The organism is Corallococcus sp. CA047B, assembly GCF_003612065.1.
Lineage (GTDB): Bacteria > Myxococcota > Myxococcia > Myxococcales > Myxococcaceae > Corallococcus > Corallococcus praedator.
Genome location: NZ_RAWD01000098.1, coordinates 1 through 13,806, shown reverse-complemented (window position 1 = coordinate 13,806; position 13,806 = coordinate 1). Strand labels below are relative to the sequence as shown.

General features: G+C 69.1%; 13 protein-coding genes. 6 read left to right on the top strand and 7 right to left on the bottom strand.

The window, feature by feature from the left end:
• Window positions 1-3: 3 nt before the first annotated feature.
• The 5 genes from D7X74_RS42660 to D7X74_RS17175 all read right to left on the bottom strand — a co-directional run bounded on the left by D7X74_RS42660 (window position 4) and on the right by D7X74_RS17175 (window position 6,434).
• Entirely contained in the window at window positions 4-450 is a 447-nt protein-coding gene (locus D7X74_RS42660) for a hypothetical protein (protein ID WP_147446591.1), read from the bottom strand.
• 49 nt (window positions 451-499) lie between these two features.
• Complete coding sequence (locus D7X74_RS17190) at window positions 500-1,051, bottom strand: transposase (RefSeq protein WP_120534054.1); 552 nt, start codon at window positions 1,049-1,051, stop codon at window positions 500-502.
• Between the two features lie 23 nt (window positions 1,052-1,074).
• Window positions 1,075-1,611 (bottom strand): helix-turn-helix domain-containing protein, encoded by a 537-nt coding sequence (locus D7X74_RS17185; RefSeq protein ID WP_120534053.1) that lies wholly within the window; start codon window positions 1,609-1,611, stop codon window positions 1,075-1,077.
• 538 nt (window positions 1,612-2,149) lie between these two features.
• Window positions 2,150-2,590 carry a hypothetical protein gene (locus D7X74_RS17180; protein ID WP_120585191.1) on the bottom strand — a complete coding sequence of 147 codons (441 nt, stop codon included), beginning with the start codon at window positions 2,588-2,590 and terminating at the stop codon, window positions 2,150-2,152.
• A 409-nt stretch (window positions 2,591-2,999) separates the two neighbouring features.
• Window positions 3,000-6,434 (bottom strand): amidohydrolase family protein, encoded by a 3,435-nt coding sequence (locus D7X74_RS17175; protein ID WP_120534051.1) that lies wholly within the window; start codon window positions 6,432-6,434, stop codon window positions 3,000-3,002.
• A gap of 176 nt (window positions 6,435-6,610) precedes the next feature.
• Between D7X74_RS17175 and D7X74_RS17170 the strand changes: the two genes are divergently transcribed.
• On the top strand, window positions 6,611-7,060 hold the full coding sequence (locus D7X74_RS17170; RefSeq protein ID WP_120534050.1) for a PaaI family thioesterase: 450 nt from the start codon (window positions 6,611-6,613) through the stop codon (window positions 7,058-7,060).
• 5 nt (window positions 7,061-7,065) lie between these two features.
• Window positions 7,066-7,518 carry a PaaI family thioesterase gene (locus D7X74_RS17165; protein ID WP_199741841.1) on the top strand — a complete coding sequence of 151 codons (453 nt, stop codon included), beginning with the start codon at window positions 7,066-7,068 and terminating at the stop codon, window positions 7,516-7,518.
• Window positions 7,519-7,531: 13 nt separating this feature from the next.
• Here D7X74_RS17165 and D7X74_RS17160 read toward each other — a convergent pair whose 3' ends face one another.
• Window positions 7,532-7,882: a pilus assembly protein N-terminal domain-containing protein gene (locus D7X74_RS17160; RefSeq protein ID WP_158622241.1), complete on the bottom strand. Its 351-nt coding sequence runs from the start codon at window positions 7,880-7,882 to the stop codon at window positions 7,532-7,534.
• Between the two features lie 342 nt (window positions 7,883-8,224).
• Here D7X74_RS17160 and D7X74_RS17155 point away from each other — a divergent pair, with 342 nt between their 5' ends.
• From D7X74_RS17155 to D7X74_RS17145, 3 genes are all read left to right on the top strand, one after another.
• The gene (locus D7X74_RS17155) at window positions 8,225-9,733 is read left to right on the top strand and encodes a tetratricopeptide repeat protein (protein WP_120534048.1); all 1,509 of its coding nucleotides are present in this window, start codon (window positions 8,225-8,227) and stop codon (window positions 9,731-9,733) included.
• Between the two features lie 144 nt (window positions 9,734-9,877).
• Window positions 9,878-11,230, top strand: coding sequence for an AHH domain-containing protein (locus D7X74_RS17150; RefSeq protein ID WP_120534047.1), 1,353 nt, complete (start codon window positions 9,878-9,880; stop codon window positions 11,228-11,230).
• Window positions 11,231-11,245: 15 nt separating this feature from the next.
• A complete protein-coding gene (locus D7X74_RS17145) occupies window positions 11,246-11,836 on the top strand; it encodes an imm11 family protein (RefSeq protein WP_120534046.1) in 591 nt (196 codons plus the stop codon).
• Between the two features lie 21 nt (window positions 11,837-11,857).
• On the opposite strand, the gene D7X74_RS17140 is transcribed toward D7X74_RS17145, so the two are convergent.
• Window positions 11,858-12,139 (bottom strand): hypothetical protein, encoded by a 282-nt coding sequence (locus D7X74_RS17140; RefSeq protein ID WP_120534045.1) that lies wholly within the window; start codon window positions 12,137-12,139, stop codon window positions 11,858-11,860.
• Between the two features lie 226 nt (window positions 12,140-12,365).
• On the opposite strand from D7X74_RS17140, the gene D7X74_RS17135 reads away from it, so the two are divergent.
• Window positions 12,366-13,721, top strand: coding sequence for an RtcB family protein (locus tag D7X74_RS17135; RefSeq protein ID WP_120534044.1), 1,356 nt, complete (start codon window positions 12,366-12,368; stop codon window positions 13,719-13,721).
• The last annotated feature ends 85 nt before the right edge of the window (window positions 13,722-13,806 follow it).

The following is a 13,806-nucleotide window of genomic DNA, read 5'->3' as shown; positions in this document are numbered from 1 at the left end:
GCGTCAGAGGCGCTTCAGGAAGGCCAGCAGGCCCTCCGTGTTCCAGCGCTCACGCTCATCCAGGGTGGGCAGGTACTCACGGACCTTCGCGAGCATGGCCTCCGCGGCGGGCAGGTCGTCGGGAGAAACCTTGAACGCCCATTGCCAGTACTCCGCGGCGGTGTAGGAGTACTTCATCGTCCCCATCGGATGTTTCAAATAGGCACGCAATGCGCCGCGCACAACACGCGGCGTCTGCTTCCAGTGCGCGGCACAGAAGAACACGGTCTCCGCGATTTTTCGGTGCATCGAGGCTGTTGGTACCCGTCCGGCATGACGCCGCTCCAACTGCCTCAGTCCCGCACGGAAGCGCGGCCAGTCCCTGGGGGCAAGTCCCGTCGTCTCCTCTACCTCCTGCATGAACGCCTCCCAGTTGGGGTCGCTGTAGGGCGGATCGTCGAAGCCTTTCATTTTCTGCGACATTCCTGTCGGACTCCTTTCCAGGAATAGATGGCCTCATTCACGCCTCGGGTAATCCCGTCGTTGTCCAAGGCGAGCCGAAGAGCTTGAGGACGACGTGAGGTCGCGTGCGGAAGTAGCCCAGGCCCGAGCGCAGTGCCTGTTGCAACTCGGTCATCTCGTCGAAGAGAAGGTTGTGCGTGGCCCGCTGGCGCAGGGGCCGCCACAGCCGCTCGATGGGTTGAAGCTGAGGGCTGTAGGGCGGCAGCCGGTACAGGGAAAGGTGCGGGAAGCGGCGCAAGGCCCAATCCACGGGGCGCCCGCGGTGCCAGGGCGCGTTGTCGATGATGAGGACGACTTGCCGCCACGCCGTGGCGGGATAGGCGCGGGCGACGTCGAGCAGGTGGTGGGCGAAAGCCACCTGCATGCGCTTCGTCTTGGAGAGGCCATCCTTGCGACGCGCGCGGGTTCGGCTACCGTAAAGCCTGCTCGTCACCGCTCCCGTCGTGAGGTTGGCGGATGCGAAGGTGTGCACCACGTCCTTGCAGTCGCGGGTGCCGACGACAGGGCGGCTTCCCTTCACGCCCAGCGTCGCCGTCAGTGTCGGCACCATGGGAAATCTCGCTTCGTCCTGGCTCAAGAGGGCGATGTCACCTGCCTGCGCCTGGCGTTTTTTTCGCTCAACTCCCGCCGCGCCTGCTGCTGGCGTGAAGCGTCCGCTCGAAGGAAGCGATAGGTGGGCCGGTACAGCCGCACACCATGGCGACGGCAGAAGTCCCCCATGGCCGTCTCCCGCGCCCGAATCCCTGTCTGGCGGTAGAGGAAGTCCGCCAGCGCCTCATGCGTCCAATTCGCCCGCTTGACGCCGCAGGCCCTTGGCCCCTGCTGGACCCATCCCAGAATGGTGGGCGCCAGCCCCTCGGGAATCAACGGCGTGCGGCCCGGTGCCCACTGAATCCTCAACCCTCTCAAGCCGCTGGCCCGATAGCGGGCGAGGAAGCGCTGGATGTTGCGGGGCGTCGTCCCCAGGTCCTCGGCAATCTGCTGCTGAGACCGCCCTCGGGACGTCATCAGCACCGCCTGGCACCTCTCACGCAAACGTCGGTCCTCCGTCGTGCGGAAGCAGGATTCCAGCTCGCTCCGCTGCTCTTCGCTCAGCGCCAGTCCGCTCATGCTCTTTCAACCCGGCAGACACGACGGATTCTTCCGGGCCGTGAATCAGGCCAGAACCCTTGAGCCATACAGTAGGCCCGGCAGGACTCACACAGGCTCTCGCCCATGACTCGCCCAGGCTGGCTTTGCCCGCCATCATCGACGCAGCGAACATAGTCATCGCCACAGGAATCCCGGCGCCGTTCGGTTTCCTTCTCGCGCGCCTCCTCTGCGGCCCCGGGCGGTGGCAACGGAGGCGGCACCCGGGGACGGGGCGCGATTCCAAGCTGCTCGCAGGCCGCTACCACCCCGTCCTTGCACTGGCAATCCACCGTGCTGACGCAGCCTGGCCCGGGCCCCGGGCCCAGCGATTGATGGAACTGCCGTGGGCCGACCGCGCAGCCCACGACGCCCCAACCCAGCGTCAACATGAACACCCATCGCATCCCTGCCCATTAGCATGAGAGGCCTCGCTCGGACTTCACTCCCTTCACGCATCCGAACCGGGTGGCCCGAAACTGGCTGCGAAAGGGTGATCATCTCGGACGTACACCTGCCTTCAGCGCTTCAGAGAGGCCAGCAAGCCCTCCGTGTTCCAGCGCTCGTGCTCATCCAGCGAAGGAAGGGCCTCACGAACTTCTGCGAGCATGGCCTCGGCTGCGAGCAGGTCCGCAGGGGACACCTTGGACGCCCAGCGCCAGTACTCCGCAGCCACGAAGGAGTAGAGCGCGAACCTCAAGGGGTATCGCAACAACTCACGCAGCGCGCCGCGCACGATGCGTGGAGTCTGCTCCCAATGCGCGGCACACAAGAACACATCCTCCGCGAGGGCGCGGTGCATTGGGGCTGTGGGCACCCGTCCGGTATGGCGCCGCTCCAGTCGTCTGAGGTCCGCGCGAAAGCGTCGCCAGTCCCTGCGCGCACTCGTGTTCTCCATGTCCAGGATGAAGGCGCGCCAGTGCGGGTCGTGCAGGGACGGGTCGGCGAAGGCTTCTTTCATCTTCCTGGGCATTTCAATGGTTCCCCGTTCCAGGTGTAGATGGAGGTGGGCCAGAAGCCATGGGCCATACAGTAGGCCCGGCAGGAGTCACACCGGCTTTCGCCCTGCACCCGGCCAGGCAAGCCTCCCCCACCCGCATCAACGCAGCGAACATAGTCATCACCGCAGGTGTCCCGGCGCCGCTCGTTCTCCTTCTCCCGCGCCTCCTCCGCGGCCCCGGGCAGTGGCAACGGAGGCGGCATCCGGGGACGGGGCGCGACTCCAAGCTGTTCACAGGCCACCACCACGCCGTCCTTGCACTGGCAATCCACCGTGCTGACGCAGCCCGGCCCGGGCCCAGGGCCCAGGGATTGATGGAACTGCCGTGGGCCGACCGCGCAGCCCACGGCATACAAACACAGCACCCACCCTAATCGCATACCTGCTCATTCGCATGCGAGGAGGCCTTCGGGCTCCACCCTTCGTTGCCGTCCTTCTCGAAGAAGAACTTCGCGCGCGTGCGCTGCCGCGTGCCCACCTCGTTCAGCGTGTTGGCGTCGTACAGGTGCCCGTTCACCATCGTGTAGCGCACCGTGCGGCTGTTCGAGATGTCCTCCAGCGGGTTCTTGTCCAGCACCACCAGGTCCGCCAGCTTCCCACCCTCCAGCGTGCCCAGGTCCGCATCCATCCCCAGGTAGCGCGCCCCGCTCAGCGTGCCCGCGCGCAGCGCCTGCATCCGCGTCATGCCGCCCTGGACGAACATCGCCAGCTCCCAGTGCGCGGCCAATCCCTCGCGCTGGCCGTGCGCGCCCAGCTGCACGCTCACGCCCAGGTCGTTCAATTCCTTCGCCACCCGGGCCACGTTCTGATGGTTGAACTCCTCGTCCGGCACCATCACCCGGCGCCGCGACCGCTCATCCACCACGCGCCGGGGCACGAAGGACAACAGGCGCGTGTCCTCCCAGACGTTCGTCTTCTGGTACCAGTAGTTCTCCCCCATCAGCCCGCCGTAGGACACGCCCAGCGTCGGCGTGTAGCCCACGCGCGTGGCCTTCCAGAGCTGGCGCACGTCGTCGTAGATGCGCGCCACCGGCAGCGAGTGCTCCACGCCCGTGTGCCCGTCCACCACCATCGTCAGGTTGTGCTGCAGCAGCGAGCCGCCCTCCGGCACCACCAGCATCCCCAGCTCGCGCGCCGCCTGGAGCACCTTCTGCCGCTGGTCGCGCCGGGGCTGGTTGTAGCTCTTCACGCTGAACCCACCCAACGCCTGCATCCGCCGCAGGTGCCGGCGCGCGTCGTCCAGCGAGTCGATCTCCACGCGCGCCCCCGCGCTCGCCGCCCCGTACAGGATGGTGCCCGTGGAGAAGATGCGCGGCGACATCAACATGCCCGCCTTGCCCAGCTCGCTCGCGGCGAAGATGGTCTCCGAGTTGTTCGACGGGTCGTGCAGCGTCGTCACCCCGAACGCCAGCGACGCCGCCTGCACCCAGCTCTGCTCCGGCATCAGCCCGTCCACGCCCATGCTCCCGTGCCAGTGCACGTCCACCAGGCCCGGCATCAGCGTCTTGCCCTTCACGTCCACCACCTTCGCCCCCGCCGGCACCGCCACCTTCCCCACCGGGCCCACCGCGACGATGCGGTTGCCCTTCACCACCACCACGCCCTCTTCCAGCACCTCGTCGCCCTTCATCGTGACGATGCGCCCGCCCACCAGCGCCAGCGTCCCCTCCGGCACGTCCGACTTCGCCGTGAACGACACGTCCACGCCCTCCGCGGAAGGCGGCGGCAACGTCTTCGGCGACCCGTCCAGGAACGTGAACGCATCCTTCAGCGCCCGAGTGAACAGCTTCGGGCCCAGCGCCCAGTGCAAGGACAGGCGGGCCCCGTCCCCGGACCAGTGCAGGTATTCCCCCGCGTCACGGCTCACCTGCGTCACCGGCATCGCCTTGGTGCCCGGCCCCACCTGCGCCTCCTTGGAGCCGCGCACGAAGGGCGTCACGTACGCGTTGAAGTCCTCGCGGAAGGCCACCCACCTATCGTCGGGCGACACCCGCATCTCCATGGCGCCCGCGCTCTTCAGGTGCGTGCGCTCATTGCCCCCGTCCAATTCGATGCTCTGGAGCGTGCGGACGTCGTCCACCTCCTTCGACTCCACGCGCAGGAAGTACACGCGGTCCGACTTCGCGCCGAAGTGCGGCTGCTGTCCGTCCCGCGTCAGCTTGCGCGCCACGCCCCCACCCGCGGACGCCACCGCGAACAGCCCCGTCTCCCGGCTCCACGTGCCCGGCATCAGGTAGCCATCCCCCGTCGCGCGGTACACCACCGACTTCCCGTCCGGGCTCAGCACCGGCTCCACGAAGAAGCCCGGCTGCGCCGTCACCACGCGCCCCTCCCCGCCCGTCGCCGCGACGATGCGCACCGCGCCCAGCCGGTCGTCGTCCCACGTCGTGTAGACGATGGAGCGCCCATCCCGGGAGAACGACGGGTGGAACTCCAGATGTTCGTTCTGCCGCGTCAGCCGGCGCGGCGTGCCCGACGGCAGGTCCTTCACGTAGAGCCGGCCCAGCGCCTGGTACACCACGCGCTTGCCATCCGGTGACACCTGCATCCAGCGCAGCATCTTCACGTCGAAGCGGTCCGGCGCCACCGCCCTGGAGCTGCGCACCGGCTGGAACACCGTGCGCGTCCCCTTCACGTGGAAGGGAATGGGCGTCACCTTCTTCGTCGCCACGTCGATGCGGTGCAGCGTCCCGCCCGCCCAGAACACCAGCGACTTGTTGTCCGGCGTCCACGCCACCACCGGCGTCACGCCGTGGATGGCCCACGTCTCCTGCATGTCCCGGTCGAGCCCGTCGTACAGCGGCCGCTCCGCCCCGGACACCACGTCCGCCACGTACAGCACGCTCTTCGCGCGAACGCGCCGCACGAAGGCCAGCTGCTTGCCGTCCGGCGACGGCGTGGGCCGGATGGAGCCGCCCGGACCGGTGACGAAGGGCTCCACCTCTTTCGTCTCCAGGTCCAGCCGCTGGATGGCGTAGATCTCCTTGTTCGGATCCTTGTCGTACTCGAAGGACTTCCCCGGCGTGACGTCCTGGCTGAAGTAGACGTAGCGGCCGTCGGGGGAGAACGCGGGCTCGCCCAGGTCCTTCTGGTCGTTGGCGCGCTCGGTGAGCTTCACGCCCTCGCCGCCCGCGCGGTGGTACATCCACACCTCGCCCGCGCCCAGCGAGCGCCGGCCGGTGAAGTGCTTGCGCCCCACCAGGAATTGCCCGTCCGGGCTCCATGCCGGGCTGTTGAGCAGGCGGAACTTCTCCTGCGTCACCGGCTTCGGGTCGGATCCGTCGCGGTTCATCACCCAGAGGTTGTCGCCGCCGCCCCGGTCGCTCGTGAACGCGATGGACTTCCCGTCCGGGCTGTAGCGCGGCTGCATGTCCCAGGACGCGCCGGACGTCAGCGGCCGCGCCTCGCCGCCCGCGATGGGCAGCGCGTACACGTCCCCCAACAGGTCGAAGACGATTTCATCTCCGCGCGGGCTCACGTCCACGTTCAGCCACGTGCCCTCGCGCACGTCGATGGGCACCTGCGTGGCGGTCGCCCCCGGGGGCGCGTCCACGCTCCACGCGTCCTTCTTCGCGTCCGGCGGCTCGGCGGCGGCGACGGGGAGCGGGGTGCCCGCGTCTCCCTCACTCGCCCGGGCGGCGTCGCGCGCGGTGTCCTTTGGCGCGGGCGGCGGAGGCGGCTCCTGGGGGGCTTCGCCCTTCGGCGGAGGAGCGGTCGCACCCGCGGGCCGGGGCAGGGGCTGCGCGGCCAGGAGCAGGCCCGGCACCAGCAGCGCGAAGCAGAGGGCGGAGGTCAGTCGGTTCACCGGTGGAGTCCTCGTGGGGAGACGAAAGGCGCGGCAGCCTAACCGGCCTGCCCCGAGCGCGAAGGGTGAAGCGCGCGTGAACCAGCGGACATGCGGGCGGGCTCCAGCCTCCTCGAAGCGGGCGCGGACGGACGCGCTCCCCACCCCTCGCTCGAATCTGCTATCGCGGGACGTCTATGTCGGACCTCACGCTTCCAACGGACAAGGCGGGACGGCAGGAGCAGCTCTCCGTGCTGTTCAGCGAGGCGGTGCCCCACAACCACGCGCTCGGCCTGCGGCTGGTGGACGTGGGCGCCACGGACGCGACGGTGGTGATGCCCTACGCGGACGTGCTGGTGGGCAACCCGGAGACCGGGGTCGTCGCGGGCGGCGCGGTGACGACGCTCATCGACGCGACGTGCGGCACCGCGGTGCTCGCGCGGCTGGGCACCTTCGCCGCCATCGTCACGTTGGACCTGCGCATCGACTACCTGCGCCCCGCGCGCCCGGGCCTGGAGCTGACCGCGCACGCCGAGTGCTACAAGGTCACCCGCCTCATCGCCTTCGTGCGCGCCCTGGTGCACCAGGGCGACCCGGAGCGGCCGGTGGCCTCCTCGCAGGGCACCTTCATGCGGGTGGAGGACTGAGCGCCATGAGCACCGCCACCCCTCCGCTCGCGGACCTCGTGCGCACGGTGCGCCAGTCGCGCGAATACCACCGCCTCACCGACGCCATCCCCTACACGCGCTTCATGGGCATCGGCGTGGAGAACCTGGCCGGGGAGATGCTGTGCCGCATGCGGTACGCGCCCCACCTCATCGGCAACAGCCTGCTGCCCGCGCTGCATGGCGGCGCGCTGGGCGCGCTCCTGGAGTCGTCCGCCATCTTCGAGCTGCTGCTCCAGACGGACACCGGGCGCGTGCCCAAGGTCATCTCCAGCACCGTGGACTTCCTGCGCTCGGGCAAGGCGCAGGACACCTTCGCGCGCGCCTTCATCACCCGGCAGGGACGGCGCGTGGCCAACGTGCGCGTGGAGGCGTGGCAGGACGACAGGACCCGTCCCATCGCCAGCTCACACGCGCTCTTCCTCCTGTCGGAGCCGTGAGCGGGGTGGGCCTCTAGCGGCCCACCTCGATGCGGTACGCGCGGCGCTTGCCCGCGCTGTCCCAGGTGAGGAGGGTGGTCGTCCCCTCCGCCAGGCCGGAGATCTCCACGGCCTCCGCGCCCGTCGTCACCACGTCCGCGATGGTCGGGTCGCCCAGCGCCACGCGGCTCAGGCCCGGCACCAGCAGCGAGCGCTTCGCGCCCTTCTTCAACGTCAACGTCTCGTCGGCGGGCGGCGCGTCCACCTTCTCCTGGGCCACCTTCTTCGCGGATTCCTTCGTCGCCCTGGACGGCTCCTTCGCGCCCACGGGCACACATGCGAACAACAAAGCTCCCAACGTGAGGGCTGCGATACGGGATGCCATGGTGTGACCTTTCAGGTGTCTCCGGTGGACGCAGGAGGAGCCCCAGCGTCGCATGCGTGCGCATCCGACGTCCCCAAAGTCTCGCGTCATTCGCTGACGTCATGGATTGCAGCACTGGCGTTGTTACAGCGTCGTTCCCATTTCTACAGGGTCGCTGCCGCGTCTTGCATTGGACAGCGTGCACGGGCGCACGGAGTTTCGCCTCGGGGTCCGCCGGATGCAGGACACGCGTTCCGGTCCCGGGTCCCGGTGGGGGCGCGGCAGTGAACGGGACCGGTCGTCAAGGGCGCTCGGCACGCACCCTGCTAGCTCCGAGAAGCAGCACGGACGCAGGGGCCTTCCATGAGCGAGCGCGAGACGAAGCTGCGGGAGTTGAAGGAAACCGCCCACGCCCTGTACCAGCGGGGCAGGTACGCACAATGCGTGGAGACGTACTCGCAGCTCGCGAGGATGCTGCCGCACGATGCGAACGTGCGCGTGCGACTCGCGGAAGCGTGCCGGCGCGCCGGTCAGCGGCCCCAGGCCATCGCCGCGTACCGGGATGCAGCGACGATACTGATGCTACTGGGTTGTGCCTCCCGCGCGCGGGGTGCGCTGAAGGCCGCGCTGGAGCTGGATCCGCGCGACCCGGTCCTCCAGATGGAGGTGGTGCGGATGGGCCAGGGCGAGGTGGTCTCGGCGGCGCTGGAGGAGGATCCGCTCGACACGTCCGCGAACGACTTCTTCGACCGGCTGCCCCCCACGCCTCCGCCGGGGCACGTCCGGAGCATGCCTCCGCCGCCGCCTCCGGCCTTCGTGCTCAATGCCGCGCTGGAATCGGGCCCTTCGAGCGGGCTGCCCGCCGCGCCGCCCATCTCGCCCCTGAGCGCCTCCGGGGGCCGGGGCGCGGCGCCGACGCGGACGCCGGCGTTCGGCTCGGGGCCGGGGCGGGAGGCCCTGCTGCCGCATCACCGTTCCGCAGCGCCGCCTCCGGCACAGGCACCGGAAACGGTGACGGAGCTCCTCGCGCGCTCCCTGGCGCATGTCGCGGCGGGTGATTACACGCGGGCACCGAACTCCGTTCCGGGCGCGCAGGGTCCGGGCACCGCGCCCGTGCGAGCGCCGGGTTCCAGCCCGGTCACTCCGGCGCAGGGTCTGGCGAACGCCGCGAACCCTGCGCGGTCACCTGGTTCCAGCCCGGTTCCGCATGGCGCTCCGGCACAGGGCGTTGCGCACGCCGCGAATCCTGCTCGGGCATCGGCTCCTGTCCCGCACGCCGCGAATCCTGCTCAGTCCGCCGGTCCTGTCCAGCACACCGCCCCGGCCGCTGCGCGGTCACCGTCTCCCGTCCCGCACATCGCTCCGGTGCAGGCCACCGTCCTGGCCGCTGCGCGGTCAGCATCTCCGGTCCCGCACATCGCTCCGGTGCAGGTCACCACGCCGGTCACGGCTCGCGCCGCGCCGCCGACTTCTTCGGCCACACCGCAGAAGGCCCTGCCCGGGACGCTGCTGGCCCTGCCGGCGCATCCCCTGACGCCCACCGCCTTCACGCCGGTGTCGAAGTTCGAGATGCCTCCGGAGCGCCCCACCGTGAAGGTCATCGCGCTGCTGAACCGCTCGCCGGAAGCCGTGCCGACGCCGCCTCCTCCCCCGCCCCTGCCGCGCTCCCAGGTCGGGCATCCGCATGCGTCCTCGCTGACGATGCCGCCCCTGGCCACGCTGCCCTTCAAGCCGGAGATGCGCCGCCTGGCGCCGAACGTGGTGGCCCTGCGCGTGTCGCCCCAGGCTCGCTGGGTCATCATCCGCTCGGACAGCGACCTGCAGGTGAGCCGTTCGGAGGCACTGCCTGGAGACGCGACCGCGTCACCTTGAGCCGTGCGCCTCATGCGGGATGCCCGACCGGCCTCTCACGGCAAGCGGGACGACAACGCAGTACCTTCAAGCGCGCAGCCCCTTGCAATGCATTGCATGCCATGAGGTCCTCCTGGGAGCGAAACCGCTCCGAGAGGACTTCACATGCAGCCACGGTGGTGGATTCCCTTTCTGCTCGTGCTCCTCACCGGGTGCGGCAGCGCCACGAGAGTGGTGCGTCTGGACACGGGCCGTGGCGCACCCATCGTAATCACTCCGCGCGGAAACGCCGCGCCAGTGAAGATCGACGCGGATGACTTCGAGGAGGCCGTGGAGGCCCTGGCTCACGTCGCGCGGCCCTCCACGCAGCCCCAGGCGGCGGCACGGCGTCTGTTCGGAGTGGATCCACGCAGTGGCTCGTACCTGTACGAACCCCACCGGCGTCGCATCACTCCGCTCGATCCCGGTGAGCAGTTGGAGGGGGAGTCACCTGCCGAGGAGGTGGAACTGACGCGCGCCTACCTGCGCTGGTGCGAGCGCACCGCCAGGAAGGGTGACTGTCTGCACCTGTTGGCGGAGAGCCCCACCGTCACCGGGGATGGGAAGTACGCACTGGCCCTCGCACTGGCCCAGGGCGTCGTGCTGGAGGAAATGTTGGATGCCTTCAAGGACATGGCGGATCCACAGGCCCTGCTGACAAGCGTCCTGTGGACCTGGACCACGTATCTCATCCTGCTGTCGGTGCCCGAGCCGTTCTCCAAGGGCATCGCCGCGGTGATGACCGTCACGCTCATCGGCTACGTGGGCCTCGATACCTTCAAGAGCCTCATCGTGGGCTTCAAGCAATTGGTGGAGGCCGTGGACCGGGCCAACACCTTCGATGAACTGCGAACCGAAGGGGAGCGCTACGGCAAGGTGATGGGCAGGACCGCGGCGCGAGCGTTCGCCATGCTGGCAATGGCGGCGGTGGGCAACACGACAGCGGGGCTCGCGGCGAAGGTCCCCACACTCCCAGGTGTCACGCAGGCAGCGGCGCAGGCCGGTTCGCAAGCAGGCATCCGACTGGCGGCGGTCGGGCAGGTGGGCTCCGTGGCCGTGAGCGCCGAAGCCGTCACCATCGCGCTCGCACCGGGCGCCGTAGCCATGGCGGTCAACGGGGGCAACGGCGGTGGCTCGGCTCCGACGGACAAGGGGGGCGCCTGGCACCACATCGCCTCCGACAAGTTCAGCACGTCCACCCACAACGGGGGCCCCTGGACTCAGCGGTATCAGGAAGTCTTCGACCGAGCGGGGATGTCACTCAACGATGCGGCGAACCAGGTCCAGATCCCGGGACATCAGGGCCCCCACCCACGGCAGTACCATGAGGAGGTCTACGAGCGATTGGACGAAGCCACCTCGACCTGTCGCAGCATCGAACGCTGCCGGGAAGCGCTAACGCGGGTCCTCGAGGTGTTGGCGAAGGAGATCGCCCAGAAGGGAACGCGGCTCAACCGGCTGGTCACCCGAAGCAAATGACGCGAGGATCGCCTCATGCCGAAACGGTTCTTCAAACTGACCGATGATCCGTACATCTCGGGCCGTTGGGAGCTGGGGCATCCCCTGGACCTGGAGGGGCGCAAGCTCGACGACCCCTGGCAATTCAGGATCGGTCAGCGGGCCTGCCTGAACGAGCGCATCCGGATCCCCATCAAGATTGCCGGCACGCCCCTCGACTACTCCCACGCTGCGTTCAGCATCCCCGTCGTCCACGCCCGGGTGGCCTCCCTCTTCACCGCCATGGCCTCCGACGACGTGCAGCTCATCCCGGTGGAGCTCGACACGCGGACCGGACCGCACTTCATCCTCAACGCCACGCGCCTGGTGAAGTGCATCGACGACGCGGCGAGCGAGGAGGTGCGCTACTGGACCCCCGAGGACGGGTTGCCCGAAAAAACAGGCACGTACTCCTCCGTGGCCGGGATGCGCATCGACCCGTCGAAGGTGGGCAACGCCAAGGTGTTCCGGACCTGGGGCTGGACCGTGGCCCTGATTGTCTCTGGCGACATCCAGGAGGCCCTGGAGCGGGAGGGCATGACCGGCACGCGGTTCACCGAGGTGACCGGAACCGGCTCCGGCCCCTGAAGGGGCCGCCCCCCACGCGTCCTACATCGACACGGACTTCTTCGGGTCGATGAGGCTCTGCAGCGGGCTGCTCGCGTCCTCGGCGTCGTGCGTCTCTTCGGGTTCGTAGGCGCGGACCTGCGCCTCGCAGTGGTTGCTCTTGCGGCTCTGGTGGCAGTGGCGGATGCCGTAGACGTGATGGCAGCCGCACGGATCCACGCGCTTCTTCGCGCACAGCGCCGGATTGAACACCGGGCCCGCGGTCATCTCCACCGGCCCCGCCTGCAACGACATCGCCAGCACCACCCCAGTCAGAAACCCCATCGCCCACCCCCTTGATGCACGCCAGAGAAATGGGAATGCCGATCCAGGGCCGCAAGCCCCAGGCTTGTCCGACTGCCGATCAGTGCACTCCGACCGACAACCCCCTCGTCCCAAGGCCCTCCCACACCAGGCAGGCAGCCATCCGGATGTCGGAAACCCTACCTCCGTCAGATATGAGGGACGGGTCCGTCACTGCCGCGGGTTCACCCACCTGGGGTCACACGCCATGAGCTGGAAGCAACACCTGGAAAAGGTCTCCGAGGGCCACTACGTCCTGCCACGCACCAAGACGATGCGCGTGCACGCGGACCTGTTCCTCTCCGACAAGCTCCTCTGGGGAGACGGCACCCCGGAGTCCCCCGGCATGGAAGACGCCGTCTTCGACCAGATGGTCAACGCCGCCACCTTCCCCGGCGTCACCCGCGTCGCCATCACGCCCGACTGTCACGTGGGCTACGGCGTCCCCATCGGCACCATCGTGGAGACCGACGGCGTCCTCTTGCCCACCGCCGCCGGCTACGACATCGGCTGCGGCATGGTCCAGCTCCAGACCTCCCTCAAGGTGGAGGACGTGGCGGACCCCGCCAGGCGCCGCCAGTGGATCAACGAGGTCACCGAACGCATCGCCGTGGGCGTGGGCGCCAAGCGGGTCAGCAAGCAGCGCAAGCTCAACGAGAGCACCCTCAAGGAGGTGCTCCGCCACGGCGCCAAGGCCCTGGGCCGGGGCAGCTCCGTCACCGAACGCGACTTCATCCCCGTGGAGGACACCGGGGTGGACATCCCCGGGCGCGCCTACGACAAGCGCGGCCAGCTGGGCAGCCTGGGCGGCGGCAACCACTTCACCGAGATGCAGGTGGACGAGCTGGGCCGCGTCTGGGTGATGCTCCACACCGGCAGCCGGGGCTTCGGCTGGAACATCGCCAAGCACTTCTTCGTGGAGGGGGCCGCCCACCTGGGCCTCAAGAGCCGCAGCGAGGACCTCATCTGGCTGGACGCGGACAGCGCCCTGGGCCGCTCCTACTGGAACCTGCACAACATGGCGGCCAACTTCGCCGTGGCCAACCGGCTGCTCATCGGCGAGGCCGTGTGCGACGCCCTGGAGGACGTGTTCGGCGGCACCGCGAGCATCTACTACGAGATCTCCCACAACCTCATCCAGCGTGAGGCCGGGAAGTTCGTCGCCCGCAAGGGCGCCACGCGGGCCTTCCCCGGCGGCCACCCCGCCCTCAAGGGCACCGTGTGGGAGTCCACCGGCCACCCCATCCTCATCCCCGGGTCCATGGAGACGGGCAGCGCCATCCTCTTCGCCGAACCCGGCGCGGAGAAGTCCATCTACTCCGTGAACCACGGCTCCGGCCGCAGGCTGTCCCGCGCCGCCGCGCGCCGGCAGCTCCAGCAGGAGGAGACGGACCAGCGCATGAAGGAGGCCGGCATCCTGCTCAACACCCGCACCACCCCGCTGGACGAGTCCGGGCCCTGCTACAAGAACCTGGACGACGTGCTGGAGACGGTGGAGCAGGCCGGACTCGCCCGGGTGGCCCACCGCCTCAAGCCGGTGGCCTGCATCAAGGGCGCGGACTGAGGCGGAAGGCCGGAGCCCGCGGGGGGCTCGTGGGGGAGCCCGGGCGGCGCTAGAGTGGACGCCCGCCTGGAGCCCCACCGATGAG

What these genes read in the sequence shown, in the direction of transcription:
- D7X74_RS17150 (WP_120534047.1), top strand. Translation starts at nt 9,878, where the DNA reads ATGCAGCCACGGTGGTGGATTCCCTTTCTGCTCGTGCTCCTCACCGGG.
- D7X74_RS17135 (WP_120534044.1), top strand. Translation starts at nt 12,366, where the DNA reads ATGAGCTGGAAGCAACACCTGGAAAAGGTCTCCGAGGGCCACTACGTC.
- D7X74_RS17170 (WP_120534050.1), top strand. Translation starts at nt 6,611, where the DNA reads ATGTCGGACCTCACGCTTCCAACGGACAAGGCGGGACGGCAGGAGCAG.
- D7X74_RS17140 (WP_120534045.1), bottom strand. Translation starts at nt 12,139, where the DNA reads ATGGGGTTTCTGACTGGGGTGGTGCTGGCGATGTCGTTGCAGGCGGGG.
- D7X74_RS17160 (WP_158622241.1), bottom strand. Translation starts at nt 7,882, where the DNA reads ATGGCATCCCGTATCGCAGCCCTCACGTTGGGAGCTTTGTTGTTCGCA.
- D7X74_RS17155 (WP_120534048.1), top strand. Translation starts at nt 8,225, where the DNA reads ATGAGCGAGCGCGAGACGAAGCTGCGGGAGTTGAAGGAAACCGCCCAC.
- D7X74_RS17185 (WP_120534053.1), bottom strand. Translation starts at nt 1,611, where the DNA reads ATGAGCGGACTGGCGCTGAGCGAAGAGCAGCGGAGCGAGCTGGAATCC.
- D7X74_RS17145 (WP_120534046.1), top strand. Translation starts at nt 11,246, where the DNA reads ATGCCGAAACGGTTCTTCAAACTGACCGATGATCCGTACATCTCGGGC.
- D7X74_RS42660 (WP_147446591.1), bottom strand. Translation starts at nt 450, where the DNA reads ATGAAAGGCTTCGACGATCCGCCCTACAGCGACCCCAACTGGGAGGCG.
- D7X74_RS17180 (WP_120585191.1), bottom strand. Translation starts at nt 2,590, where the DNA reads ATGAAAGAAGCCTTCGCCGACCCGTCCCTGCACGACCCGCACTGGCGC.
- D7X74_RS17190 (WP_120534054.1), bottom strand. Translation starts at nt 1,051, where the DNA reads ATGGTGCCGACACTGACGGCGACGCTGGGCGTGAAGGGAAGCCGCCCT.
- D7X74_RS17165 (WP_199741841.1), top strand. Translation starts at nt 7,066, where the DNA reads ATGAGCACCGCCACCCCTCCGCTCGCGGACCTCGTGCGCACGGTGCGC.